The organism is Aliivibrio sp. 1S175 (genome assembly GCF_001690985.1).
Lineage (GTDB): Bacteria > Pseudomonadota > Gammaproteobacteria > Enterobacterales > Vibrionaceae > Aliivibrio.
Genome location: NZ_MAJS01000024.1, coordinates 35,051 through 61,046, shown reverse-complemented (window position 1 = coordinate 61,046; position 25,996 = coordinate 35,051). Strand labels below are relative to the sequence as shown.

Here is a 25,996-nt window from a genome sequence, read left to right as displayed (position 1 = left end):
TAATTTTACTTAGTAACTTGGCTAATCAAATAATCAATATATACGTTCAATGTATCTAAGATTCATTTGATAATGTTTATTACAACCATCACAGTTGTTCAACTAGGTAATTAATATGAAAAAAATATCTTTATTTGTTATATGCTTAACCTTATTCCCCCTTCATTCTTTTGCTGAGCATATCGTTGGTACCGCTGTTGGCTATGGTAGTCAAAAATTCAAATTAAATGATGGAGGTTCGTTTGGTGATTCGTTTAATCTTAATACTTACTACCGGTATATGATTAATCCATATATTGGTATTGAAGGTGGGTGGACATCTGGTGGTGGTGGTATAGTTAGTGGTTTGATTAATATAGTATCAGAAGTGGATGATGATACTTTTTATGGGCCTAGAACTAGTGCTTTTCTTCAGTACCCATTAATGGAAAATCATTTTATTAATAACTTCATTTATACAAAGTTAGGGGCTAACAGATATAAAGTTGATTACACTATAGATAACGTATCTAAATCTGCTTCAGATATAGGTTTTGAGGCATCATTAGGACTTGAAAGTCGGTTCAATTTTGGTTTGGGATTAAATATAGAATATAAAAATATCACTAATCCAATTATTAAAGCTAATCTATTGATGGTAGGAATGAGTTATAAGTTTTAACGTGAGACATTACTTAACATTATAATGGGTATAAATTATTATATAATATCCGTAGCTAATATGGGACCGGGTATCTAATCGACTGAGATAAATGCCAGTCGTATTCTCTTACCCATTGAACGCGTTTTTCATTGGTTTCTTGATAAGAATCGGCAATGGGATTTGCCCTCAATAAAGTGTGATAATTATCTCCAGGAATAGACATTGGAATAGAGAGTTGAGAGTGCGTAGGCGAGGTTAGTGTCGAATCGCCATTAAGGGAATGCGACATAAAGAATTCTTCTGATGCCGTTGATATAAGGAGTAGATGAGAAGTGTATGCCTGAGTAGGAAATAAAAACGTAATGGTACTCTAGAACAAAACAAGAGATAAGGTTTTATTTATATAAATTAGATAGTTAGCTCAATTGTTTTGTGATTATCACAGAATTAGCAGAGTTGAAAGTATTGACTGATTTCTTGTCCTGTTGCGACTTCTCTGTGACTTTCTTTTATTAACCAATTTAATGGATTTCTCACCCAAGGTTGAGGGTCTTTTGCCGGAAAGTCATCAACACAACGTAATCCAACAACATTCCAACCTTGTTGCTTACAGGTATTTATGCAGCGTTTCGCATGCCAAGATTGGGCAACGACCACAACATTACGTGAATGAATGTTGTTTAAGGCTTCACGCGCAATATCTGTGGTGGTTTGGTAGTCCTTATTTTCAATAACACTGATTTGTCTGTCTTTAGGGAAGTGGAGTGCAATTTCTTGTTGAAGTTGTACATGAATATTGGGATGTAAATGCTGGATATTTGCAGCCAGTTCACTTAGTTGAATGTTTACATCAGCGCTGTCACCAAATGAGAAGGCAATTAAAGTGTCAGCTTGATTTAGATCCCCAAAAGGCATTAGAAACGGTTGACCTAAAGCAAGGTAATTTTCTAAGCGTTGTTTTGATGATATTGGCAGTTGGTATGATGGATTACAGTAGCTAAATACTTGAGGATTAAGACGTAAGGAAGATGCAAAATCGTGGTGAATTTTGATATCAGAGTTTGAAAAGTAATTTATAAGATCACGCATTGTCCTATCCTTTTTTAAGAATGATAGCCACTGAGATTAACAATCCGTTGTTATAGCATTAAGCCGTTATATCGTATTTAGTTGTTATAGTAATATTAAGGCTAACAATGAAGTGGCATGATGAGTAGAAATTAATCAGCTAATGAGCTTGAGTCTTATAAATTAAACTTTATTTTTTTAAGGTTATTTGATGTCAGAGTAAATATGGAAATGAAGTCTAGTAAGACAAGGTTAGATTTTTAAGTATAAAGCTGCTTATAATCACATTACTAAATAATTGATGTGGTAGGAATTCATGGATCTAAATTTACTTAAAGCATTCGATGTTGTCATGAATACACGCAGTGTGAATGAGGCAGCAGTCAGTTTAGGTGTTAGTGCTCCTGCGGTAAGTCACACATTAAATCGCTTGCGAGAACAATATCAAGATCCGCTGTTTATTCGACAAGGGAGAGGAATCGTTCCTACCAATTTTGCAATTGAATTGCATGCCGAAATTCAAGAGCCATTAATTCGGTTATTAAATGGGGCAAAATCCCGTCAAGCGTTTGATCCTAGCACTAGTCAGTGAACCTTTCGTATTTCAAGCCATAAAGATTTAGATTTAATGGTCGTTCCTCCTCTTATTAAATACCGTGATCAGTTTGCTCCTAACGTAAATTTCAAAGCAGATATCGAGCATCTAAATGAAGAAGATAGACAGGCTGATTTACGCATGCGTAAAGTGGATTTAATTTTGGCAACGGTGCCACTTGAAGAGCATGGCTATCATAATAAATTGTTATTTGAACAGCAGCTTGTTGTGGTATGCAGAAAAGACCATCCAAGAATTAAAGACAGTATCACTCAAGATCAGTTCTTTGCAGAACAACACCTATTGTGGAAAACCCAGAGAATGGATAACTACATTATGGATTCGTTATTAATTGATAAGTTACCTCAACGAAAAGAAGCCTATGCGACAGGCTCTATTTGTAATTCTATTATGATGGCGGCTCAAATGGATTGGTTGTGCGTAACTGGAGTATGGCATTCAAAAATGATGTCTAAAATGCTGCCATTAACGATACTTCCATTGCCTTTTGAATCTCATCCCTTACCTGTTTATATGACGTGGCATCATTCACAACAATCAGATACTGGTCATCAGTGGTTAAAACAGATATTTGAAGAGGTTACGCAAGATCTAACGAGTTTATATTTATGAATTAACGGGAGTGCTCCTGTTATGGATTAAATAAAACTAAATCCACTTTTAAGTATGACACTATCGATTGTTTAATTGATAACTCTTAATATTTCTCCATCGACGAGCAAAATGGATTGCTCGCACTATTAAGAGAGAAATTATGTCATTTAAAAAATCCATAGTATCACTTGCTGTTATTGCTACCTTAGCGCCTGCGTTTGTGTTTGCTGCGCCGACAACCAGTCAGCCAAAAGAAGCGACAACGCACACTATTCAAAAGAACGACCAGTTAAAGCAATATTTAAATTTTGATAATAAATCTGATTTTGAAGATGCTTCACGTGGTTTTATTGCAACATGGCCAGAAACAACAATTAAAGACGCAAACGGTAATGTCGTTTGGGATTTCTCAAAATTTAATTTCATCGACCAAGATGATAATACTCAAACCATTAATCCTTCTTTACTTCGCCAAGCAAAATTAAATAACATCAATGGGTTATTTAAAGTTAAAGACGGTGTTTACCAAGTTCGTGGTTTTGATTTATCAGTAATGTCATTCATTAAAGGTGATGACGGCTGGATTGTTATTGACCCACTTATTTCTCCAGAAACCGCTGCAGCAGGTTTAAAACTATTGCGTGATAATGTGGAAGATCTGCCTGTTACTGGCGTTATCTTTACTCACTCACACGTAGACCATTTTGGTGGCATTTTAGGCGTTACAACGCAAAAAGCCATTGATGATGGTGATGTGGCTATTGCGGCACCAGAAGGTTTTTTCACGTACTCTATTGCTGAAAATCTAATGGCAGGCACCACCATGTCGCGTCGTTCTTCATACATGTATGGCAACCTTCTTGATGCGAACAATAAAGGTATGGTTGATGGCGGTTTAGGTAAAACAACCTCAACAGGCTCACCTGGTATTGTAAAACCAACAGAAATTGCAGAGCATACCGGTCAAGAAATGACGATTGACGGTGTTGATTTAGAAGTGATGATGGCACAAGAATCAGAAGCGCCTTCTGAATTCATGTTCTATTTTCCACAATATAAAACCATGATGGCAGCAGAAGTAATGACGCATACCATCCATAACATTTCAACATTACGAGGAGCTAAGACTCGTGATGCTTCTTCATGGGGGACCTATGTAGACCAAGCTCTACATACCTACGGTGATAAAGCAGACACTATGATTGCGTCTCACCATTGGCCAACATGGGGACAAGAAAAAATAAAAGGTCAGCTAGCTAAAACTCGTGATATGTATAAATTTGTACATGACCAAACGCTACGTCTTGCAAACAAAGGGTATACGCCAAATGAAATCTCAGCAGAAATTAAATTGCCAGATTCATTAGGTAAAGAGTGGTACAACCGTGGTTACTACGGTACGGTTTCTCATAATGCACGTGCGACTTACGATTACTACTTCGGCGCATGGTGGGACGGTAACCCAGCCAATCTAAACCCATTAACACCAACGGAAGAAGGCACTAAATACGTTGAAGCGATAGGTGGCGAGAAGAAGGTAATTGAGCTTGCTGAAGCGGCAATCAAAAAAGGCGAATACCGTTGGGCGGTGACTCTGTTAAATAACGTGACTTTTGCAAATCCTAACAATATGGATGCACGTTATTTAGAAGCGGACGCAATGGAGCAACTAGGCTATCAATCAGAGTCTGGTCCTTGGAGAAACTATTATCTAGGCGGTGCTAAAGAATTACGTAATGGTATTAAACCAGTCGCAACGCCAAACACAGCAGCAATCGCCGTGAACATGCCGTTTAATCAGTTCATGAAATACCTTGGTGTGACAGTGAAACCTGATGTTGCAAAAGGCATGAACATTAAAGTAAATATTGATGTTAAAGGCGATGGTAAATACTCAATGGATTTAAGTAATTCAGTATTGAAGTCTTATACAGATACTCAGTTTGATAATGCGGATTTGAACATTACGTTATCGCGTCAAGCGTTTGAAAACATGATGTCGAAAAAATCAGTATTGAAAGATGAAATGAAAGCGGGAGAATTTACGGTTTCTGACCAAGCTAAATTCCAGCAACTGATGTCGGTATTTGATCAATTCAATTTATGGTTTGGTGTAGTTACGCCATAAAAAAGTAAGTAAAGAGTAATACAAAGCCTCGTTGAATGAAGGGATTCAACGGGGCTTTTTTGTATACATTTTCTGAGGTTAATGCGATGAACATCTCTTTTATAAAACAATTTCATTGATAATTATGGCTAGTTAAGTGATATTGATTCATATATTGTATGTGAGCCGTTAGCTCTAAAAATAAAATATCACGCCAATTTAAAATTAAAATCATTTTGAGACGTTTTATTTAATAGAGGAAACTAATATGGCTAAGTATCAATTTTTTTGTATCCCCAATAGTGACCGTAAGCAATATAGCTTCCTTGATATGAGTTCAAGCACATTTCTACGCGAGAAAACCATGATATTAGATAACGGTTTTGAGGTTGAAGATGATGTCATCTATGCAGATACTCCAGAAGAAGCTGTTGAAAAGTTCAAATCAAACTTTATTTATGCTGTTGATGAATATGGTAAAGCAGACCCTAGCTATAGTTTTTCTGTGTTTCTCCAATCTCTTTATAAAATGCTTTTTATTAAAAATAAATAATAAAGGCAAAAGATTGTTAATCACCTAGTGAAGACTTCAAAACAGATCGTCGAACGATAACTGAAGATGGTGCATAAAAATTACGCCTTTTGAATCTGGCACAATCCCATTAACGAGAGAGAGGGCGATTGTGTCTGTTATAGGATAAGAAAGGGTAAGTTGCGGGATTAAATAAAGGCTAATGTCGTCATTAATATAAGTAATTATTTGATCTTGTTCATAACCCGTCACTAGGCCAATCATCGCCCCTAAACGAAACGACAGTTTCTGTATGTTAAGGCTATCGTCCATACTAAAGTTCCAACCAATAAGCGTGGAGTTATTATTATAAGAATTGACAAAATGAGCAGCACTAAAGCCATTGTTAATACTAAAACCGATCAGTATATGGTTTTCGTTATAATCATAGTTTCGGTCTACATGGTGGTTACTGTAGCCTAAAAAAGCAATTTGAAGTGAAGTGGCGTGAGTATTAAATGGGCATGAGAATAAAATAAAACCACATATGACAATCCATTTCATATCGTTCCTTAAATTAAAACAGATGAAATATAAGAATAGTCAATAAAGACTGATTTTACTTAATTTTTTGTCAGGCAACAAAAATAACATTGCCACAAATACAATACCAAATACAACTTGTTTCGCTATAAAACCACTCTTGATGTTGGCGGCAGCATGGGCAAACTAACTTATTCATATATTCTCTATCATTCTTATTATCTATAGATCAAGTATGGGATTAATTTACGTTTAATCAAATTAATATTTGGGTTCATTAGGCTCATTTAGATGTAAGCAACATTTATATGTAATCGTTAGAAAAAATAACCGAGAGAGTTAGTTTTTCGTCGTATTTTTATGCGTTCTTTCACATGATTTTGGTTGTTGTCACATTATATACATGTTGTTATGTTTAAAATGAGCCACCGAAAAGATTTGCTCAAGGAGGAGTTATGTTGATATCGGAAGGGTTAAGCCCACTAACAGAATTGGTCATTTGGATGAGCTACGCAGTCACTATTATCATCGCAGTGCTTGCTGTTGGCATATTATTTGAGTTGAATAAAAAAGAATGATTAATGTTATAAAGCACCTCTACGATGAGGTGCTTTATATTTTCAGAGAACCCTGTTGTCACCACAGCTATATGCGATGATTTGACTTATTTCCGACAGGCTACGGTTAGACTCAATTTTCCACTGTGTAAACGCTTTATTGGCTGCCTGTTGCGCTCGCTTTGTATCTCTACCACTGTCTATAATTCCGCAATTACGTAAATGAGATTCCACATCGGAAGATAAAATAAAGGTATCAACCCCCATTTGACGCAATGCATAAGCGCCTGTGTTACCACCTAAACGCTTACCGTTTTTCTTTAAATATCCCCACAACCCTATGATGTCTTCGCTTGGCCAGTTTGCGACCATCTTCCCAAAAGAACCATATTTAAGGCTGGCGATATTAATCATCATTGCATTAGCGGGAACCGTCATTACTTTTGTTAAGTGGCGGATTATCCGAGGGTCTTGGGCTTTCTTTTCCCATGCTTCATCAGGTTGAAGCAATAAAGGTTGAATACGGAATTGGAAAAATACGTCTTCAAATTCTGGCCATTTCTTACGAACTACATTCCATGATATACCGCATTGGAATACTTTTTCAGTAAATGCCGCTAACCAACGATCATCAGGAATCGAAGCTAACTCTTGAGATGATAATGGCTTATGTAGCAACTGTTCTAATTGTGCTTCTCCGCCTTTACGTTCAATGGCTCGTTGGTAAATGGAATCAAATTTTTCAATGGTCATGATGTTCTCATCTGTCAAAACGGTATGAATAGATTGAAGCATAAATAGCATTATCTTTGTATGCCTTAGAATAAATATTGCTTAATAATCTTATGCATTCAAGAATGTTAAAAATATTTAAATTATACTAAGGCGTAAGAGACTAGATGAAAAAGGACAGAAATGAAAATTGGAATTATTGGCTTAGGTGACATTGCTCAAAAAGCGTATTTACCTATCATTACTCAACTTGAAGGTATAGAACCTGTTTTTTGTACTCGTAATTTTAATACGTTAAAACAATTGGCACAGAAATATCGTGTGGATCAAATTTGTGAAGATTACCAACAGCTCCTGAAACTCAATATTGATGCAGTAATGATCCATGCTGCAACCAGTGTGCATTTTGAGGTCGCCTCTTTTTTCTTAAAAAATGGTATTCCAACGTTTGTTGATAAACCTTTGGCTGATTCAGCAGAAGATGTTGAGAAGCTTTATGAAATAGCGGAAAAATACAATCAACCACTGTATGTGGGTTTTAATCGTCGTCATATTCCGTTGTATAATCAACATTTGCCTGAGCTTTCAAAAGGGGAGGTAGGGCAGCTGCGTTCATTGCGTTGGGAAAAAAATCGCTACGCCCTTCCTGGTGATTTACGTACCTTTATTTTTGATGACTTTATTCACCCTCTTGATAGTGTAAATCTTAATGCTCAATCTTCGATTATTGATCTCTATATCACCCACCAACAACAAGGAAATCAACTGTCACGGCTAGATGTGCAGTGGCAAGTAGGAACCGCATTGTTACACGCTTCGATGAACCGCAATTTTGGAATAACAACCGAGCGTGTTTCTGCAAGCTATGAGAACCAAGCTTTTGAATTTGATTCTTTTGTTGAAGGCAAAATTTGGCATAAGAATACAGAAGAAAAACTTAACTTGAAAGATTGGACGCCGATGCTTACGAGTAAAGGGTTTGATGCGATGATCAAAGATTGGATTTCAGTGGTTGAAAAAGGCAATGTAGCAGATACTGTGATTGATCGTAATATAGCAAGTCATCAGTTAGCGGAGCGTATTTATCAAAAAGTAAGAAATCAAATTAAATAATAAATTTACGCTTAAGTTCATCATCGTTTAGCTAGAAAAAGGAACCCACATGTCATTGGTTAATCAGCTTTCACTTTTTATTGATATTGTACAACAAGGCTCATTTACTAAAGCAGCATCGCTGCATGATATGGATAATTCATCGCTATCTAAGCAGATAAAAAAACTTGAAACAGAGTTGGGTGTGCAGTTACTTAATCGTTCAACTCGTTCTTTCTCTTTAACGCCGGCGGGAGAAGAGATCTTAGAACAAGCATACCTCTTGGTTAATACAATAGGCCATGTGCAAACTATTGCGGATTCATATCATATTCAACCCAAAGGGCGACTTAGAATTACGGCGCCACTACATATTGGTCAACAATATTTGCAGCCAGTGATTAGCCAGTTTATGAAAAACTACCCAGACGTAGACATTGTATTGTTAATGGATGATAAACGCTCGGATATTATTACTGAGCATTTTGATATTGCTTTTCGATTGGGCCGTTTAGATGATTCAAGTTTAATAGCGAAAAAAATTGCAGATACCCGCGCTGTAATTTTGGCTTCAAATGAATTTTTAAAACAAAATGGTGAGCCGAAAACCCCAGAAGAATTGGTTGCTTTGCCTTCTGTTATTTATAGTAATGGTTCGATAACGGTAGATACAGTGAGATTAAGTGAGAGTCCACATTCTACTTTATTTAAAAGTTATAAAATGAAAGGAAAGTATAAAGTTAATGATGTGAGAACACTCATTGCTGCTGTGAGAGATGGATTAGGTTACGCGACAATTGCTTCTTCAAATCTTGATCAATCGATAGAAGAAATGAATTTAAAGCCATTATTAACTCATTATGGCCTTTGTAATCAAGGCCTTGCTGTTTATGCATTATATCCTCATAGAAAACAAACTGCATTAGTAAGAGAGTTTATTGCAGCCGTTCAAGCTTATATTGGTGAATCACCACGTTGGGAGCAACACATCCCTAACTTTGACACCATGTACCAAATAAATAAGAACGTAATAAAAAAATAACCCAGTCAAAAGAGCTGGGTTATGGTAGTTTTCAATAAAAAAGGCCAGACATCTGTCTGACCTTCTATTTCTATGATTAGCGCATAGGGTTGTTCTGTATATTATAGAACAGTAATTACATCTTCCATTGGTAGACGTGCTTTTGGAAGACCGTGGTTATAATCTTCAACGTCTTTGTGGTAACCCAACGCAAGAGCAAAGTCACAAACATAACCATCAAGCTCATCTTTAAATGTTTCGCCAATGAGTTGTGCATCAACACCTTCCATAGAAGTAGAGGCGATACCCATACGTGCAAGTGTGTGTAATGTGTTGCCTAAAGCAATGTAAGATTGTGCTTTAGTCCAGTTACCGTTAAAGCCTGTTTCATCAGTATTCAATTCAACAAAACCGTACGCGCCATCAAGCATATCGTTGTAACGCTCAGCAGGAAGGTGGCCTGAACTTACTTCTGCATCAACCACTTTTCTGTATTGGTCTTTATCAAACTTAGGGTTGTGTGCAAATAAAATAGTATGTGATGCTTCTTTTGCGTGTGGTTGGTTAAACTGGAACATGTTCGCGAATGTACCGTGGAAACGCTCTTTAGCTTCATCACTTTCAAGAACGATGAATTTCCAAGGTTGAGAGTTAATTGAAGACGCTGATAAACGGATAGCTTCTTTAATCACATCCATATCTTCTGCAGAGATGCGTTTAGTTGCATCGTATTTTTTAGCGGTGTAACGAGAGTTTAAATCGGCAATAATTGGATGAGTCATATCTACTTCCTAAAATAAGATGAACAAAAGCACAAGACAGAACATCCATCTAACGCGTTGTTGATGGAAGTAATATAAATAAAATGAAGTAAGAGAAACAGAGCGTATTTATCCAATGACTATGGAATAAAAATACCATAATCGATTGAGTTATAAAAATACCGATATAAAAAAGGCCAGTAGCTTATGCTATTGGCCTTTGTATTACTCATAAATAATGAGTGTAAACGAAGTAAGGGTAGATAAATTATAGAGCTGCTTTTTTCGCTTCTGTAATCCAGGCATCGAATTGAGCGCGGTTTGCTTTTATCCAACCGTTTACGTGAGATTCGATATCCGCAGTACTATTTTTACCTTTACTCATCATCATGTTTTGAGCACTAACGTCATTGATATTCAGTTTAATGATTTCAAATAGTTTTGCGGCTGATGGGTTCTGCGCTGCAAACTCTTTGTTTGCAATAATACGCATAGAGTTCATTTCAAATCCGTAGTTCTTGCCGTTAGATAGTGTGGTATCAATATTTTTACGATCTCCTGGTAGTGAAGAGAAAGGCACTTCTAGCCACACAACATCTTTGTTAGGAACAAGAACACCACTTACCCAATAAGGTGTCCAAGTATAATAAAGAATAGGTTCATCGTTTTTGTAACGAGAAATAGTATCAGCAATAATCGCGGCGTAATTACCTTGGTTGTGAGTTACTGTATCTTCAAGTTGGAATGACGATATTTGGTGTTCAATCACCATTTCACAGCCCCAGCCTGGGTTACAACCGGTTAAATCCGCTTTTCCATCGCCATCTGCATCAAATAATTTTGCAATTTTTGGATCTTTTAATTGACCAATATTGGTAATGTTATACTTCTCTGCCGTTTTCTTATCAATCAAGTAACCTTGAGCTGCACCACTCACATATTGACCTTGGCGGTAAAAGCTATCATCCCCACCAGACATTTTGTATTTATCAGCATGAAGAGGGAACCAACCAACGGCTAAGAAAGTCGCATCGCCTTTTGCTATTGAAGTATAAGCAACGTTGTAATCCACTTCTTTTGTTGGCTGTACATCATAACCAAGCTCTTCAAGCGCACGGTTTACAATAGAGGTTTGGAATGTTTCTTCAGCAACGGTAGATTGAAGAGCTTGAACGGTTACCCCTTCGCCAGGAAGTTTTTCAGCCCAAACGTTCGTTGATAAAGCCAGTGTTGAAACGATACTTACCGTGAGTGCTTTCTTCCATGAATTAATCATTCTTGTTTCTCCTTAAGTTTTAGTTCTGGTTTTTTTTCTTTCTTTTGTGCAAAAATTTGTAGCAGGATAGATACAGGTCCCATGTGGTACCAACGTAATTTAGTGTTACCTGCGTTTACCCCGAGTACTTGAGTAATCCTATCAAGCAAAATAGCAAGAATAACAATACCTAAACCACCGACAGCAGCAAGTCCCATATCTAAACGACCGATCCCTCGTAATACCATTTGTCCTAGACCACCGACGGCAATCATTGAGGCAATAACCACCATTGATAGCGACAGCATTAAGGTTTGGTTTACACCTGCCATAATCGTTGGCAGAGCAAGGGGCAATTGAATTCGGTACAGCATTTGTTTTTTATTAGCACCAAATGAATGTCCGGCTTCGATTAACTCTTCTGGTACTTGTTGAATACCAAGAATGGTTAAGCGAACAACAGGAGGAAGTGCAAAAATAATGGTTACAACAACGCCCGGAACATTACCAATACCAAACAACATAACGATGGGAACTAAATAAACAAAAGCAGGGGTTGTTTGCATTGCGTCGAGTATTGGACGAATAAATTTTGCAGCCGTTTTACTTCTTGCTAACCAAATACCCATGGGTAGGCCGATAAGCAGACAGAAAAAGACGGAAGTCATAACCAAAGCAAGGGTTGTCATTGCTTGAGACCATGCACCAATAAGTCCGATAACGAGTAATGATGCAGCGGTTGATACGCCAAGCTTAAAGTTAGAAAACTGCCAAGCCAATAAAAATAAGATAAGTAGCATGAAAGGGGCTGGCGTAGAAACTAACGTGGTTTCAAATGAACTCAAGATAAAATCGATAGGAACACGAATAGCTTGGAATAACGGGCGTCCATGTTCAACTAACCAATTCAAGCCAGATTCAACCCAAGTATCAACGGGTAGAACGGCTTCTTCAAATGGGTTTAAAATATCAAAAGGTTTTGTTTCAACCACTTCGCTGTTGAGCCAATCTGCCGTTGTTGATGTATCGCCTGTTTGACCCCAAGGATCAGCACTTGGCGCTGTTGTCGTTTGTGACCATGGGTCATTATTTGTTTGATCTGATGATGACATCGTTCTACCCCTTATCTAACGTTTGAAGTAGTCGTGATTTCGTCACAACACCAAAATAATTACCATGTTCATCAACAACAGGGACGGAATAAGGTACGTTAGCGACTAATCCTAAAATTTCATTGATTGCTTGGTTTGGATTGAGAGTTAAGCCATCGGATAGTTGAGCACTGACCAGTGAGTTATTATCATTATGAGCTTTACGAAGAGATTCTATAGAAACAATACCAGAGTAGAGACTGCTCTTATCTACTACAATTCCGTATTCTCTGTCGTTATCCATCAAATACTGTAAGGCAGAGGCTGGGCCATCATGCTCTGATTTTTTAAACATCGCGGCTGGTTTTTTACGAGCAATGTCTTTTGCTGTTAAAACATTCGCGACATTAACGCCACGGAAAAAAGCTTCGACATAATCATTGGCTGGATTATTAAGAATGTCATCAGGTGTACCAACTTGAACCACTTCACCATTTTGCATGATGGCAATTCTATCGCCAATACGCATGGCTTCATCTAAATCGTGTGAGATAAAGACGATGGTGCGTTTATCATCATTTTGGAGACGAATGAGTTCATCTTGCATTTCGGTTCTGATCAACGGGTCAAGCGCCGAAAACGCTTCATCCATTAATAGAATATCAGGGTCACAAGCCAGTGCTCGCGCTAAACCAACACGTTGCTTCATACCACCAGATAATTCATCAGGGTAAGATTCAGCGTAGACATCAAGTCCAACTCGCTCTAATGCACTTAATGCACATTGTTTACGTTTTTCAATATCAACACCGGCAAGCTCTAAACCAAAGGCCGCATTTTCAATGACTGTCATATGTGGCATTAGGGCGAAGTTTTGAAAAACCATTGAGATATTATTGCGGCGGACGTGACGAAGCTCATCTTCAGAGATGTGAGCAATGTCTTTACCTCTAAGGAAAACGTTGCCTTTAGTTGGTTCAATAAGTCGATTGAGGAGACGAACTAGAGTGGATTTACCTGAGCCAGATAGGCCCATAATGACGAAGATTTCGCCTTCTTGAATACTGAGAGAAACGTCATTAACACCAATGGTTAATCCTGTTTTTTCAAAAACGTCATCTTTGTTTGCGCCTTCATTAATCATTGTAAATGCGCGGTCAGTGTCCTCTCCAAACACTTTGTACAGTCCCTTAACTTCCAGTATGGGATTCATTTTTTAATTCCTTTGATTGAAAAATCATTAGTACTATAATTAAATTGATGGTAATTATCAAGAGTTACCATACGGTAAATATCCAAACCCCCTCTTTTGTTTGTTATTTACAATAAAGAAATCAACGTGTCGTTATTATGTAACCAATTGTTTTTTCGGTTATTTATTGTGTTTGTTTTGTATGCTCTATAATTTGGCATTATATTTTTGTGAACGAGAGGTAACGAGATAATTATTGAATGAATAATTAGGGGCGCGATGTTTTTTGTAATTTAATTTGAGTACGAACTAAAAGGGAGTGGCTGTTATTTACCTGTTTCAGATTATTGAGATCAATCTGGGCTTAATCTGGTTATAGGCATACAAAAATGAGGAAGAATAATGAAGTCATGATGGGGAGGATGTAGGTTGCTGTTTTGCTTAAAGGTTAGCGATTACACTAACCCTTATGGCTATCTATTTATTAAGCTTGTGATTTTTTCGGCTTTCTTTTTTTATATACCACACAGAAATTGCCACGCTTAGTTCGGCATTTAGAGCAGCGCTCGCAATCAACGTCTGCTCGATTACCTTCTTTCCAACGTTTAATTAGTTGAGGCTCAGCAAGTAGGGGACGTGATAAGGCAAAATATTGGATATTGGTATTCGCTAACATTGATTCCATAGCTGCAATGTTGGTCAAGCCACCCACGGTGATAACAGGAACCGAAATATCTTGGCTGATCACATCACCATACTCATGGAAATAACCTTCTTCGCGCAATGTGTAACCATCAAACGATTCACCAATCATGGTGCTGGCATTTCCGTGGATATTGCCAGAAATGATAATGGCATCAACACCAATTTCTTCCAGTTTCTTACAGATAATGCGTGTTTCATCAAAGGTTAAACCACCGTCAAAAAACTCAGATGCGGTTAACTTAACTAAGATAGGAAAGTCATTGCCTACCCGTTTTCTGATCTCTGCATAAATCTCTAATAAGAATCTCATGCGATTATCTAAGTTGCCACCGTATTCATCTTCACGACGGTTGTAATATGGGCTTAAAAATTGGTTGATGAGGTAGGTATGCGCAGCGTGGATCTCTACGCCGTCAAAACCGGATTCTTGAGCCCGCTTACTTGCTTGAGCAAAAGCCGTAACGATGTAATCAATGTCCTCTTGAGTCATCGCTTTACCTAAGGTCTTTGTGCCTCTTTCACACACCTCACTTGGTGCAAATATGACTCTTTCTTCTACATTGTAGGTTGTTTTTGTTCCACCATAAGCAAGCTGCATGACAATCTTTGAGTCATGAGTATGTACTAATTCGGTTAGCTTTTTATATTCAGCAATAAAAGAATCATTATACATTCCCATCATGCCTGCATTTGGCTTCTCTTCTTCCACAATGTTTGCATAACCGGTGACAATAAGCCCGACTTCACCTTTAGCCAGTTCTTCGTAGATATCGTATAGCTTATCGGTCATGTGGCCGTTTTCGGTCGCCATGTTTTCCCACGTTGCGCTTCGAATAAAGCGGTTTTTTAATGTCATCTTGCCAATATGGGTTTCAGTAAACAAAGTGCTCAAGTGTTATCCTCTTTAATTATGGTTTTGTTGTTGTCATCAGAAGACAAAAAGACCAAAAAAGAACAGCCTTACCGTAATGTATATGGCTGCTCTTTTTTTGTGTATTTTGGTCATATCGATGAGTTGCTGCCAATATAACCGACAATATAATTAAAATTCCTTAATCTATATTAAGAACGAGTCATATCGGTTGAAGAAAAAACGTAATTGCTCGTATTTTATTCATTATTTAATGTATTTATCAGTGGTTTATATTTGATATTTCCGAGTCATTTTTTGACCTCTATTTTTGAAAACTTATGTTGCACGAGATTTGCCGCAAACTTCTTGGTGTTTTAATCGTTGCTGTGTATGTTTACCCAATATTACTGAATAAGTAGCGAAATAAAATATCGATGCGAATTCGATACACAAGTCACGGGGCAACAGATGAATACGATCAAACAACCAAAAGGAATATTCCACATTATTGCGATACAGATGTGGGAGTTCTTTAGTTACTACGGTATGCGTTCTTTATTGATCCTTTTCTTAACGGAAAAGCTATTAATGTCAGACCAACATGCCTATGCCTTGTATGGTGCGTATACATCACTTGTGTATGTAACCCCAATCATTGGTGGTTATTTAGCAGATAAATATCTTGGTAATTACTGGTCTGTGGTGCTAGGGAGTTTATTGATGGTTGGTGGGCACTTTGTATTGAGTATTCCCAGCAGTGATCACTCGACATTGTATTTAGCCTTGTCGCTTATTATCTGTGGTTACGGCTTCTTTAAAACCAATTCAAGTTGCTTGTTAGGTGAGCTTTACCAAACCAAAGAACAAGAACACGGACGTGAAGCGGGTTTCTCCATCTCATATATTGGGGGCAATATAGGATCAATGATTGCGCCTATTTTATGTGGTTTCGCTGCGATGAAATGGGGTTGGAATATCGGCTTTTCATTAGCTGGGATTGGTATGTTTGTTGGTTTGTGTGTTTTTATCTCAGGCCGTAAATACTTCAGTCATGTAAGCCAACCAAATATGCCAGCATTAAAGAAAAAAAGTGCAGGTATCCCTCATTGGTCTTTATTAATCGTAGCGGTTGCAGTGGCAACCCTAGGTTTAGTCTTTGTGCTTAAAAACCTATGGGCAGGGTACATCTTATTTGTTATTTGTTTAATGTCTTTGGTCCATATCATTAACCTATATCGAAAAAGTGATGCAGAAGATCGCCAAAAGCTAAATTCAATTATGTACTTTATGTTGTTTGGTACGGTTTTTTGGGCATTCGATCAACAAGGTGGTAGCTCTATCAGCTTGTTCATTGAACGTAATATTAATACTAATATTGGTGGTTTTACGATCCCAACGGCTTTCTTCCAAGCCATTAACCCAATAGCCGTGATTATTGGTGGCGCAGCGGTTGCTTGGTTATGGAAAATTCTGGATTCAAAAAGTATTTCTGTAAGAACATTAACTAAGTTAAATATTGGTCTTTTATTATTAACCGCAGGGTTTAGCTTAATTACGTTGTCTTCTAAATTAGCCATGGCGAGCGGTGAAACCACTTTTGTTTGGTTAATGGTTGGTTTGTTATGTATTGGGGTCGCCGAGCTGTTTATTGACCCAGTAGCGCTTGCTGCGATTACACGATTAAACCCACAAGGCGCAACAGGAACATTAGCAGGTATCTACATGCTTGCAGGGGGCTCTGTAGCTAACTATTTAGCGGCTGATATTGCACAGTTTACCTCAACAGATACTGGGGCAAATGCAGGCACATTGGATCTGATTGTGTCAGCAACTCAATACCACCATGTATTCCAAAGTATCCTATTTGTGACGGTAGGCGTATTTGTACTTGGCATGTTGGTTGATTTTAAACACCGTAAACAAACCGCAATGTAATTGGTCTTATGAGCAACAACAGATAATGTGTCTGTTGTTGCCTCTATATCCCGCCTTATCGCTTTTATTTCCTTCCATTTTTGCAAGTCATCCATGTATATTTCTTAAATCTTTTCTCTGCATTAAAATTCATTTTTGATTGTCATCATTACGTCAGTAAATTTTGTTGCTAAATGTTTCTTGGTGTTTCATTTTGTAAGTCATTGATTAAATAAGGTCTTGTTGGTCATTCCAAAAATAGTATTTTAGATTTCACTTATGACTAGTGATAACTAAATGTTAAATAAGTAAGTTGGTTGTGTAATTAGTAAAAAACCATAAAAAAATAGGTAACCACAACATACACAGGGATTTATTTATGTCTAACTTGAATGTATTCAAGCAGCCTAAGCAGTTTTATTTAATCTTTTCTATCGAGTTTTGGGAGCGTTTTGGCTTCTACGGTATGCAAGCCATTTTAGCCGTTTATTTGGTTAAAATTTTAGGAATGTCAGAGTCAGAGTCTTTTATTCTTTTTGGTGCATTCTCAGCATTAATCTTTGGCTCTGTAGCCATTGGCGGTTGGGTTGGTGATAAAGTCATTGGCACCAAACGAACCATCACACTCGGCGCGTTAATATTAACCATAGGTTACGCACTCTTAGGTGTTTCTGCATCAGCAGGAAATATCGGTGGTTCAGGTCTTATCTATGTCGCAATGGGCTTCATTACTATGGGTAATGGCTTATTTAAAGCGAACCCATCAAGTCTGCTTGCTAAAGTATACGACCAAGACGATAAGCGTTTAGATGGCGCATTTACCATGTATTACATGGCGATTAACCTTGGCTCATTTTTCTCAATGCTACTTACACCATGGATAGCAAGTAAATTTGGCTATGGTATGGCGTTTAGTGTCAGTGCCGTGGGTTTGATCATTACTGTAATTAACTTCTTAATGTGTTCACACATGGTAAAAGGAGTCGGTTCAGAGCCTGATCTAATTGCCGTGAATAAAATGCGTTACTTAGGCGTTGTAATTGGTGCCGTTGCATTGAGCTTCTTATGCTCAGTATTACTGCAACACCTATTCTACGCTCACGCTATTTTAGTGGTTGTTGGTGTTACGATTGTCGCTCTTTATATGAAAGAAGCATTCAAAATAAAAGGGCTAGAACGCGCTAAAATGTTAGTGGCATTCGCATTAATGCTGCAAGGTGTTGTGTTCTTCGTACTTTATTTCCAAATGCCAACGTCGTTGAACTTCTTTGCTATTCACAATATTGAGCATAATCTGTTTGGTATCTCAGTGGCGCCAGAGCAATTTCAAGCGTTAAACCCATTCTGGATAATGATTGCGAGCCCAATCTTAGCCATCGCCTATAACAACCTAGGTGAGCGCTTTGCAATGCCATACAAATTCGCATTTGGTATGGTGCTGTGTGCCTTATCTTTCCTTGTTCTAAAATTTGGCGCAAGCTTTGCAAACGCAGATGGCATCATGAGCTCAAACTGGTTAGTCGCTTGTTATGCTTTCCAATCATTAGGTGAGCTACTGGTTTCAGGTTTAGGTCTTGCGATGGTGGCACAACTTGTACCACAACGCATGATGGGTTTTGCAATGGGTATGTGGTTCTTAACCTCAGCAACTGCCGCGGTTATTGCTGGCTGGGTAGCAACACTAACCACAGCACCCGCAGGTCTAACTGATGCAAACCAAACATTGGCTATCTACAGCGATGTGTTTGGGAAAATTGGTTATGCAACCGCGGTTGTTGCCGTATTTACACTACTGATTGCACCTAAGCTAACACGCATTATTCGTGGCGAAACAACAGAGCAAATAGAAGTGGTTAACGTATAATAAAGAAAGATAATCAGCCTGATTGACTCTGGTTGATATAAAAAGAAAGCCCGTGCTATCACCTTATTGAGGTGAATACGCGGGCTTTTTTTGATCTAGCCTATAAAACAGATCAACACCTTATATGCAAAATTACAATCCAGATTAAAATAGGGCAAATTTTATTACGCATTTAACAAGGACAATAAATGAAAATTAAAGCGGGATTATGCCTTCTACTTGTCATGGCCTCTTTTACTAGTTTGGCATCAGAACGAAGTGATAAAGCGTGGGATCTTGTTGATAATGGAGCATTACTTATTGATGTTCGTACCTCTGGAGAATTTAATCAAGGACACGTAGATGGAGCCGCAAATCTTCCCTTAAATACCGTGAACACCGCCTTTGCAGACATAGATAAAGACACCCCAATCGTAGTGTATTGCCGCAGTGGTAATCGCTCAGGACAAGCCATGAGTTACTTACAACAAGAAGGCTTTACTCAAGTACACAATGGTGGTGGTTTAGATGAAATGCTTTCAAGCCAACCGACCAAATAAATAACCGATTAGAGATCATCAGCAGGTTATTGTTCTTCACTTACCCAATGATGAAGTAAAAAACAGAGGTGCTCTTCATACAACATGCAGAGCGCGTCCAGTTTTACTTGACCGTTACAGAACTTGGATCTACTGTGCCATAAAATAATAAAAACATTCTAGTCAGAGGTTTATATGAAAATAGAAGCGATTGGTAAAATTCAAACCGAATCTATTGAGCGAGACAAAAGCCAAGAAGAGCTTAAAAACAGCATTAGCAATATGAAGATGCAAAATGAAGGCGTTTACGACCAAAAAGCCATAAACTTCGCCATGAAGCGCGGAGAATTAAGAGAAAAAGAAATTGAATCAAGAGTCAACAGATTAAAGGTCTACATGGACCAACAGCGCAATTTAAACAACGTAATGTAAGCCCCCTTCGGGCAACCTGCTTTATCTCGCGAATTGGGGTTAGGTTTTATTTTTAGGATGATGTATGTCTGTCGATTATTATGTAGACAAGTTCCGTAATTTAAACATGAATAGTAGTAAGGGGAAGAAAAGTCCTCATAAAGTATGCATGTTACTTGCTGTTATGGATTTAATACAAGCTGGCTATATCTATGAGAATAAGATTAAGCTTGATGCAACATTAAAAGATCGGTTTACCCATTTCTTTAATGAACGCAAGCAAGGCCAAGATAGAGATACTCCAGAAAATCCTTTTTATCATTTGAAGAGTGAAGGTTTTTGGCATTTAAATTATCAAGAGGGGATAGATGAATCTCTTGTCAAAGGCTATTCAAATAAAGCAATTGATTATGCTTATTTGGATGGGGAATTATTTGATTATTTAAAAAGTGCGATAGTCGTTAATGACTTCAAGGATGCATTAGTCGAGAATTTATCTGATCTAACCGATCTTTATACTCAATGGCTTATTGATATAGGTAAATCAGAAAAAACAGCTAAAAATTACTCTCAAGCTATTCGAGGATCTATTTCTAACTGGATGGTACAAGAGAATCTTATAGATGCGCCATTAACAGAAGTGAAGTCTTTTCGAGAGTTTTGTCGTCTTTCAGAAAGCGCTCGCTCTCTTGAGAAATTCAAAGAATTTAATGCTAGAGGAAACAGCATGTATAGTGCAGCATTAAACTCATATCAACGTTTTCTTGCTGATTTATCTCAAATAGATGTTAAAGCTGACATCCAAAATATTTTTGAAGATAAAAAACTTACGCAAACTGAAAAATCAATAATGGTTAATACCAGAATGGGACAAGGAACATTTAGAAAGCAGCTTATAGAGATGTGGAAGGGATGCTCAGTCACTGGGTATAAAAATACACAAATGTTAGTTGCTTCGCATATTAAACCTTGGCGAGATGCGAATAATGATGAACGATTAGATAAATTTAATGGTTTATTATTGCTTGCAAACTTAGATAAAGCATTTGATCTTGGGTTTATATCTTTTGAAAAATCAGGAAAAGTTATGGTATCCAGACAGTTAGAGAAACCAGAAGTGTTAGGTATTACTGATGGAATGGCTTTTCATGTAAATAGAGAGCATGAGAAATATTTGCAGCATCACCGAATGACTTTATTTAAAGGTTTATAGTTTAATTAAAATGGTATTTAGCCATTTTTCATCAGTTCTTCCTAAACGTAAATCTTCGGTTATCCATGTTTTTTTAATAGATAAAGGTGAGTATTTAAGTTGTTGAGTTAACAATGCTTCATTTAAATTGGTAAATTGACGACCATTGCGGTTAGTTTCATTATCGCCATATTTGAATGAACAATAGAAAACACCATCTTTTTTAAGGAATTGACTGAGATGGAAAAATGTTTGTGGTAACTCATTCATTGGAACATGGAGCAAAGAAGCACAAGCCCAGATAGCATCTTGACTCTCTGGTTTAGTTGAAAATCCCAAAAAAGTAGTATGTAAAATAGAATGCTTTGTTTGTTCTGTGGCGAGTTGCCCTAACTTTTTACTTGCATCAAAAGCGATAACATCATGACCTTCCTTTAAAAAATAGATCGTATCACGGCCAGAACCACAACCAGCATCAATGATTTTTGCATTGATAGGAAGATAATGCATGAATTCTTGGTAGAGAGATTTAACATTGACATCAATGGTATCGCTAAAAAAAGCATCTGCATTGTTATTGTAGTAATTATTATCAGTCATGACGATCTAGCCTAGAAGATTGTATCTTCAAATAATAGCAAGCTTTTCATTTTTAATGAAATAATCACTTATATACATTTATCAATCCCACTGTTTTCCTCTGTTTTTTACAATCCCAATCGTTACTGGTTTTTTCACTTTTAAGTACAATTGTCCTTCTGTTTTTTCTCTTGTTGGAATTGCGAATCTATCAATATCTCCCATTAACGTGAGTGCTAAATCTTCAGCGAAATGTTTACAGTAAAAATGCCATGAGTGCGTCCAATTACCTATATTCTCAGGTGATGGCTCAATCAGAGACAGCCAATGATCACCACAATGCACATTAACGACATTGTTTGGTGCATTATCAGGAATACCTGTGCGTCCACAGCGTGAAAATACCCCCGAACGTTTTAAGTTTGATGTTTTTAAAGCGGTATCGTAAGGGTTTTGGTAGTTAGTTATGCGAGTTGATTGCTCAAACAACGGTTTTGATTTGCTGTCATCTTTTTGAAATGACTTTTGTGCTATATCTCCACCGATAAAGCACACTTGACTAACGTTCCAATGAATTCGCTGCAAGGTCCGATTTTTACTGGCTTGATAAAATGCTTCTCTAATCACATAGGCCCCTGTTGAATGCCCAAGGAGATGCACATTAATGTCACATTGGTTTTGATGTTCATTCAGCTGGTTAATTGCCAATGGGACAATGCCAGACGTAACCAGTTGCAATGCACTTTGGTAGACATCAATTTGGTTCTCTAAATAATGTAGAGTGTAAGACGAACAAGGCCAATCAACGCTAACAAGCGTTCCTATAAATCCTTGCTCTTTAAGGTTCTTATCCAATAGTTTATGTCGTTGTATTACTTCTTCTTGGCTACTGTTGTAACCGTGAACAAAGAAAAGAATATTCCCCGTTTTAAAGTGAGCCAATGCATGGTGGGTAGGGTGATGCCCAGTAGTCGCTGTTGCTGTTAGGTCAGAAATCCATTTTTCTTGATCTATATTATGGATAGAGTTATCGGCGTGTGTCGCCTCATCAGGCAAAATAAGGTAATCCGCATAGCTTGCTTTCTGCATGTATAGAGCTTGCGATGGTGTTTGTTTTAATTGACGTGTACTTAATATGAATATCATTTAACACTCTCGTTACACCGATTTAATAATCCTACAGAATAGAAGGTTTCAGGTAGATAAATAGTCTCAGAGTAAGAAGTTGTGAAGAGGGGGTTAATAGCGATGAAAGAAGGTGCAATATTGTCTCTATTTTAAGAGGGAAATATCGAATTCCCTTTAATTGCGTTTTATATCAATAGTTTAAAGGGTTTAAAAATTGTGATGTATGACAGTATCCTTGTGAGGAATTGATGCTAATTATTTTTTTATACAGCATAATGACAATCAAAAAAAAGTATAGGGTGTATTCTCTACTAATAAAAAACCAAAAATAAGTAGAGTATATTAGTCTCTGGTCTAGGCGCAAACGGCTTAATCAACATAGGGTAATGAGATGTTTTTCAGTGGTTCTCAGAGTTCATTCATGGTATTTATGGAATTTTTAATCGTAGGGTTAGCGATTGTGTTAATTCCTATGGCAATACACACACTTCGTATTTTGAGAGAAAAAGAGTAATAACACCTTTTCTTTCTTAATATTATTTATTGGGTAAAATAGGGTTTTATTTCTTAGTTCGGAAACCCTATGGCCCACTACTCTCTTATTGATATTCCTTTTAACCTCAGACATACCTGTTGGTTCTGTGGTGAGCCTTCATTCGATCTTCTTTCTTTTCCAAAATCATCCCATCAAATCGCACAAATATCGCATCAACCAATAGAGCTACCTGCGTGTAAAGAGTGTTTATCCTTACCTACCGGTGGAGTGGTTGAATCTATTTGGTCATTTCGAGATAACATTAAACACGCGTTAATGAATAAGTACGCTAAACATTTAGGTATAGGATTACAGTGGACAAAAGAAGAGTTAGAAGACTCTGAATTTGACGGTGCTATTCTTGAAGGTTTTGGTAAAAGTGCATGGCCAATGTATGAAATCGCGAAAGAACGGGTTGAATATATGGGATGGGACATTACCGTCGATGGTGAACCATTAGATGGATATGATGAAAGTTATGGGTATGAATTTCACGGTGTTCGTTATTTAAGTATTCAAGCGTGTATTGAATATCATGTAAAAGCGTTGTCTCTTGATCTTGTTTTGTTTGAAACGTTGATTGAAATAGTCGGCTCTGAGCGTTTTGCTTATGCCTTACGTATTGCAGAGTTAAATAGAAATATTTCGAGCAGAGATCGTAATTCCATTATTAATGAAGTGTTGGAACAAGAACAAGATAAGAATGATATTGCAGAGATAGAATTATCGAACCAAAACCAACAAACATTGCCTTTGGTTCCTGTATCAATTGATGGGATTGTCGTTCAGCCTGAAGCGATTGAATGGGCGATTAAAAATCAATGCATTAGCTTAGGCTTATTAGTTGAACAAGAAGACGCATTTTTTGATGAGTTTGAGCATTTAGGTGGGCCAAGGGCTTTTGCTTTATTTGATGGTCTGCAATCTTATTTGAATGCGAGATCGATAAGCCAATGGGGAAAAGAAAATGATCCGAATGATGAATTTTGGCGTTAATTGGTAAGTACTTATTTTCCATAAAAATATAGCCTCTGTTTTAACAGAGGCCATAGTTATTTTTAAGGTAAGTGATTACGCCCAGAAGATAGAAGCGAACGCGGTTAAAATAACGATACAAACAAGGTTTAGATAAATACCAACGCGCATCATCTCTGATTGTTTAATATGACCAGACCCGAATACAATCGCATTTGGTGGTGTCGCAACAGGTAGCATAAAGGCACAAGAGGCAGAGATAGCTATCATGGCTGAAAGTACCACAGGGGAGATCCCAAGTACTTCGGCAACGCTGGCAAACACAGGAATAAGTAGCGCAGCACTGGCGGTATTACTGGCAAATTCGGTTAAGAACACCACAAACGCGGCAACGGTAAGTATGGTAAATAAAATACCGGCTTGAGATAAAATATCACTCAGGCTATGTGCTAAAAAGCTGCTTGTTCCTGTTGCTTTTAAGATGTTACTTAAACAAATACCACCCCCAAATAACAGCAGAACACCCCAATCTGTGGTTTTTTCTACGTCTTTCCAGTGTACTACTCGAGAGAAGCCAAGTAAGACAATCGCCATTAGTGCAACTAAGGTATCGAACTTTGAGAACCCACCTAACATCGCATTAATAGGTTTACTAAAAATCCATAAAGTAACAGTAAGAGCAAAGATCATAAGAGTGACGATTTTACCTTTATCCCACGTCACTGGTTCATGGTTTAATTCAAAGACTTCATTTAGATTTGGTTTTAGCATCACATACAGCAAAGCGACAGTGACTGGTAATAAGATAAGTGTGACAGGAACACCAAAAGCCATCCATTCAGTAAAGCTTAAACCCACTTCGGCAGCGGCAATCGCATTCGGTGGGCTACCTACGATAGTTGATATGCCACCAATACTCGCACAATAGGCGATACCTAAAAGTACAAATACGTAAGTGTTATGACCTGTTTTTGAATTTACTTTACTTAGTACACCCAAAACCAGTGGCAACATCATTGCTGTGGTCGCGGTGTTGCTTATCCACATTGATAAACCGGCGGTGACACCAAAAAGCATATAAACCGCAGTACTCATTTTTCCTTTTGCTAAGACTAATACTTTATCCGCAATGACTTTATCCAGTTCTTGTCGGTGCAGTGCAGCCGCAAGAGCAAAGCCTCCTAAAAATAAGAAGATGATTGGATTAGAAAAATTACTTAGGGCTTTTGTAGTGTCAAAGATCCCAAAAGCAACCGCCAATAAAGGGACGAGTAATGCAGTAATACTGACGTGTAGTGCTTCGGTTAACCATAAAATAGCGACAAAAACTAAAATACTTAAACCAAGAACAACCTCTCTCTCAAAAGGTAAGAAGTGATATAGAAGAGCGAAAAGAATAATATCAAAAAGGATGATAAGACTATTTTTATTTAAAAACCATTCCTTGGTATTTGTGGGTAAAGGCAGATGTTCGTTTTTGTGCATGATGAGCTCCATTCTAACGATGAATTGTTTCTGATGAGCAAGATTTATTGTTGG

24 protein-coding genes and 1 pseudogene are annotated in these 25,996 nt (G+C 37.5%); 13 read left to right on the top strand and 12 right to left on the bottom strand.

What is annotated here, in order from left to right:
• The first annotated feature begins 115 nt into the window (after positions 1–115).
• Complete coding sequence (locus tag A6E06_RS09955; protein WP_065592393.1) at positions 116–661, top strand: outer membrane beta-barrel protein; 546 nt, start codon at positions 116–118, stop codon at positions 659–661.
• A gap of 55 nt (positions 662–716) precedes the next feature.
• Here A6E06_RS09955 and A6E06_RS19790 read toward each other — a convergent pair whose 3' ends face one another.
• Together A6E06_RS19790 and A6E06_RS09950 are read right to left on the bottom strand one after the other, a co-directional pair.
• Positions 717–932, bottom strand: a complete 216-nt coding sequence (locus tag A6E06_RS19790) for a hypothetical protein (RefSeq protein ID WP_141676936.1) — start codon at positions 930–932, stop codon at positions 717–719.
• A gap of 158 nt (positions 933–1,090) precedes the next feature.
• Positions 1,091–1,732 (bottom strand): YdcF family protein, encoded by a 642-nt coding sequence (locus tag A6E06_RS09950; RefSeq protein WP_141676935.1) that lies wholly within the window; start codon positions 1,730–1,732, stop codon positions 1,091–1,093.
• A 295-nt stretch (positions 1,733–2,027) separates the two neighbouring features.
• Between A6E06_RS09950 and A6E06_RS09945 the strand changes: the two are divergent.
• The 3 genes and pseudogenes from A6E06_RS09945 (at position 2,028) to A6E06_RS09935 (ending at position 5,581) form a co-directional block, all read left to right on the top strand.
• Positions 2,028–2,939 (top strand): annotated as a pseudogene (locus tag A6E06_RS09945) (LysR family transcriptional regulator).
• Between the two features lie 142 nt (positions 2,940–3,081).
• Positions 3,082–5,049 (top strand): alkyl/aryl-sulfatase, encoded by a 1,968-nt coding sequence (locus tag A6E06_RS09940; RefSeq protein WP_065592394.1) that lies wholly within the window; start codon positions 3,082–3,084, stop codon positions 5,047–5,049.
• A gap of 247 nt (positions 5,050–5,296) precedes the next feature.
• A complete protein-coding gene (locus tag A6E06_RS09935) occupies positions 5,297–5,581 on the top strand; it encodes a hypothetical protein (protein WP_065592395.1) in 285 nt (94 codons plus the stop codon).
• Between the two features lie 36 nt (positions 5,582–5,617).
• Here the strand turns inward: A6E06_RS09935 and A6E06_RS09930 are convergent, their stop codons facing one another.
• A complete protein-coding gene (locus tag A6E06_RS09930) occupies positions 5,618–6,103 on the bottom strand; it encodes a hypothetical protein (RefSeq protein WP_065592396.1) in 486 nt (161 codons plus the stop codon).
• A 434-nt stretch (positions 6,104–6,537) separates the two neighbouring features.
• Between A6E06_RS09930 and A6E06_RS20105 the strand changes: the two genes are divergently transcribed.
• Complete coding sequence (locus A6E06_RS20105) at positions 6,538–6,660, top strand: hypothetical protein (RefSeq protein ID WP_255310624.1); 123 nt, start codon at positions 6,538–6,540, stop codon at positions 6,658–6,660.
• A 42-nt stretch (positions 6,661–6,702) separates the two neighbouring features.
• Here A6E06_RS20105 and A6E06_RS09925 read toward each other — a convergent pair whose 3' ends face one another.
• A complete protein-coding gene (locus tag A6E06_RS09925) occupies positions 6,703–7,392 on the bottom strand; it encodes a DNA-3-methyladenine glycosylase I (RefSeq protein ID WP_065592449.1) in 690 nt (229 codons plus the stop codon).
• Positions 7,393–7,554: 162 nt separating this feature from the next.
• Here A6E06_RS09925 and A6E06_RS09920 point away from each other — a divergent pair, with 162 nt between their 5' ends.
• Positions 7,555–8,484 carry a Gfo/Idh/MocA family protein gene (locus A6E06_RS09920; protein WP_065592397.1) on the top strand — a complete coding sequence of 310 codons (930 nt, stop codon included), beginning with the start codon at positions 7,555–7,557 and terminating at the stop codon, positions 8,482–8,484.
• 49 nt (positions 8,485–8,533) lie between these two features.
• Entirely contained in the window at positions 8,534–9,505 is a 972-nt protein-coding gene (locus A6E06_RS09915; RefSeq protein ID WP_065592398.1) for a LysR family transcriptional regulator, read from the top strand.
• Between the two features lie 101 nt (positions 9,506–9,606).
• Here the strand turns inward: A6E06_RS09915 and A6E06_RS09910 are convergent, their stop codons facing one another.
• From A6E06_RS09910 to A6E06_RS09890, 5 genes are all read right to left on the bottom strand, one after another.
• Positions 9,607–10,266: a nitroreductase family protein gene (locus A6E06_RS09910; RefSeq protein WP_060992004.1), complete on the bottom strand. Its 660-nt coding sequence runs from the start codon at positions 10,264–10,266 to the stop codon at positions 9,607–9,609.
• Between the two features lie 247 nt (positions 10,267–10,513).
• The gene (gene proX, locus A6E06_RS09905) at positions 10,514–11,521 is read right to left on the bottom strand and encodes a glycine betaine/L-proline ABC transporter substrate-binding protein ProX (protein WP_065592399.1); all 1,008 of its coding nucleotides are present in this window, start codon (positions 11,519–11,521) and stop codon (positions 10,514–10,516) included.
• Entirely contained in the window at positions 11,518–12,612 is a 1,095-nt protein-coding gene (gene proW, locus A6E06_RS09900) for a glycine betaine/L-proline ABC transporter permease ProW (protein ID WP_065592400.1), read from the bottom strand. Before proW ends, proX begins: the two co-directional genes overlap by 4 nt.
• 4 nt (positions 12,613–12,616) lie before the next feature.
• A complete protein-coding gene (gene proV, locus A6E06_RS09895) occupies positions 12,617–13,804 on the bottom strand; it encodes a glycine betaine/L-proline ABC transporter ATP-binding protein ProV (protein WP_065592401.1) in 1,188 nt (395 codons plus the stop codon).
• Between the two features lie 463 nt (positions 13,805–14,267).
• A complete protein-coding gene (locus A6E06_RS09890) occupies positions 14,268–15,380 on the bottom strand; it encodes an NADH:flavin oxidoreductase (RefSeq protein ID WP_065592402.1) in 1,113 nt (370 codons plus the stop codon).
• Between the two features lie 429 nt (positions 15,381–15,809).
• Between A6E06_RS09890 and A6E06_RS09885 the strand changes: the two genes are divergently transcribed.
• The 5 genes from A6E06_RS09885 to A6E06_RS09865 all read left to right on the top strand — a co-directional run bounded on the left by A6E06_RS09885 (position 15,810) and on the right by A6E06_RS09865 (position 21,261).
• On the top strand, positions 15,810–17,276 hold the full coding sequence (locus tag A6E06_RS09885; protein ID WP_065592403.1) for a peptide MFS transporter: 1,467 nt from the start codon (positions 15,810–15,812) through the stop codon (positions 17,274–17,276).
• A 358-nt stretch (positions 17,277–17,634) separates the two neighbouring features.
• A complete protein-coding gene (gene dtpA / locus A6E06_RS09880) occupies positions 17,635–19,119 on the top strand; it encodes a dipeptide/tripeptide permease DtpA (RefSeq protein ID WP_065592404.1) in 1,485 nt (494 codons plus the stop codon).
• A gap of 188 nt (positions 19,120–19,307) precedes the next feature.
• Positions 19,308–19,658 (top strand): rhodanese-like domain-containing protein, encoded by a 351-nt coding sequence (locus A6E06_RS09875; protein ID WP_065592405.1) that lies wholly within the window; start codon positions 19,308–19,310, stop codon positions 19,656–19,658.
• Between the two features lie 174 nt (positions 19,659–19,832).
• Positions 19,833–20,069: a hypothetical protein gene (locus A6E06_RS09870; protein WP_065592406.1), complete on the top strand. Its 237-nt coding sequence runs from the start codon at positions 19,833–19,835 to the stop codon at positions 20,067–20,069.
• Positions 20,070–20,133: 64 nt separating this feature from the next.
• Positions 20,134–21,261, top strand: a complete 1,128-nt coding sequence (locus A6E06_RS09865) for an HNH endonuclease (RefSeq protein ID WP_065592407.1) — start codon at positions 20,134–20,136, stop codon at positions 21,259–21,261.
• Here the strand turns inward: A6E06_RS09865 and A6E06_RS09860 are convergent.
• Positions 21,256–21,840: a bifunctional 2-polyprenyl-6-hydroxyphenol methylase/3-demethylubiquinol 3-O-methyltransferase UbiG gene (locus tag A6E06_RS09860; RefSeq protein ID WP_065592408.1), complete on the bottom strand. Its 585-nt coding sequence runs from the start codon at positions 21,838–21,840 to the stop codon at positions 21,256–21,258. The two genes, A6E06_RS09865 and A6E06_RS09860, sit on opposite strands and share 6 nt — an antisense overlap.
• Positions 21,841–21,921: 81 nt before the next feature.
• Complete coding sequence (locus A6E06_RS09855; RefSeq protein ID WP_065592409.1) at positions 21,922–22,965, bottom strand: alpha/beta hydrolase; 1,044 nt, start codon at positions 22,963–22,965, stop codon at positions 21,922–21,924.
• Positions 22,966–23,530: 565 nt separating this feature from the next.
• Between A6E06_RS09855 and A6E06_RS09850 the strand changes: the two genes are divergently transcribed.
• Positions 23,531–24,478, top strand: a complete 948-nt coding sequence (locus A6E06_RS09850; protein WP_065592410.1) for a hypothetical protein — start codon at positions 23,531–23,533, stop codon at positions 24,476–24,478.
• Between the two features lie 75 nt (positions 24,479–24,553).
• On the opposite strand, the gene A6E06_RS09845 is transcribed toward A6E06_RS09850, so the two are convergent.
• Positions 24,554–25,942, bottom strand: coding sequence for a DASS family sodium-coupled anion symporter (locus tag A6E06_RS09845; RefSeq protein WP_065592411.1), 1,389 nt, complete (start codon positions 25,940–25,942; stop codon positions 24,554–24,556).
• Between the last annotated feature and the right edge of the window lie 54 nt (positions 25,943–25,996).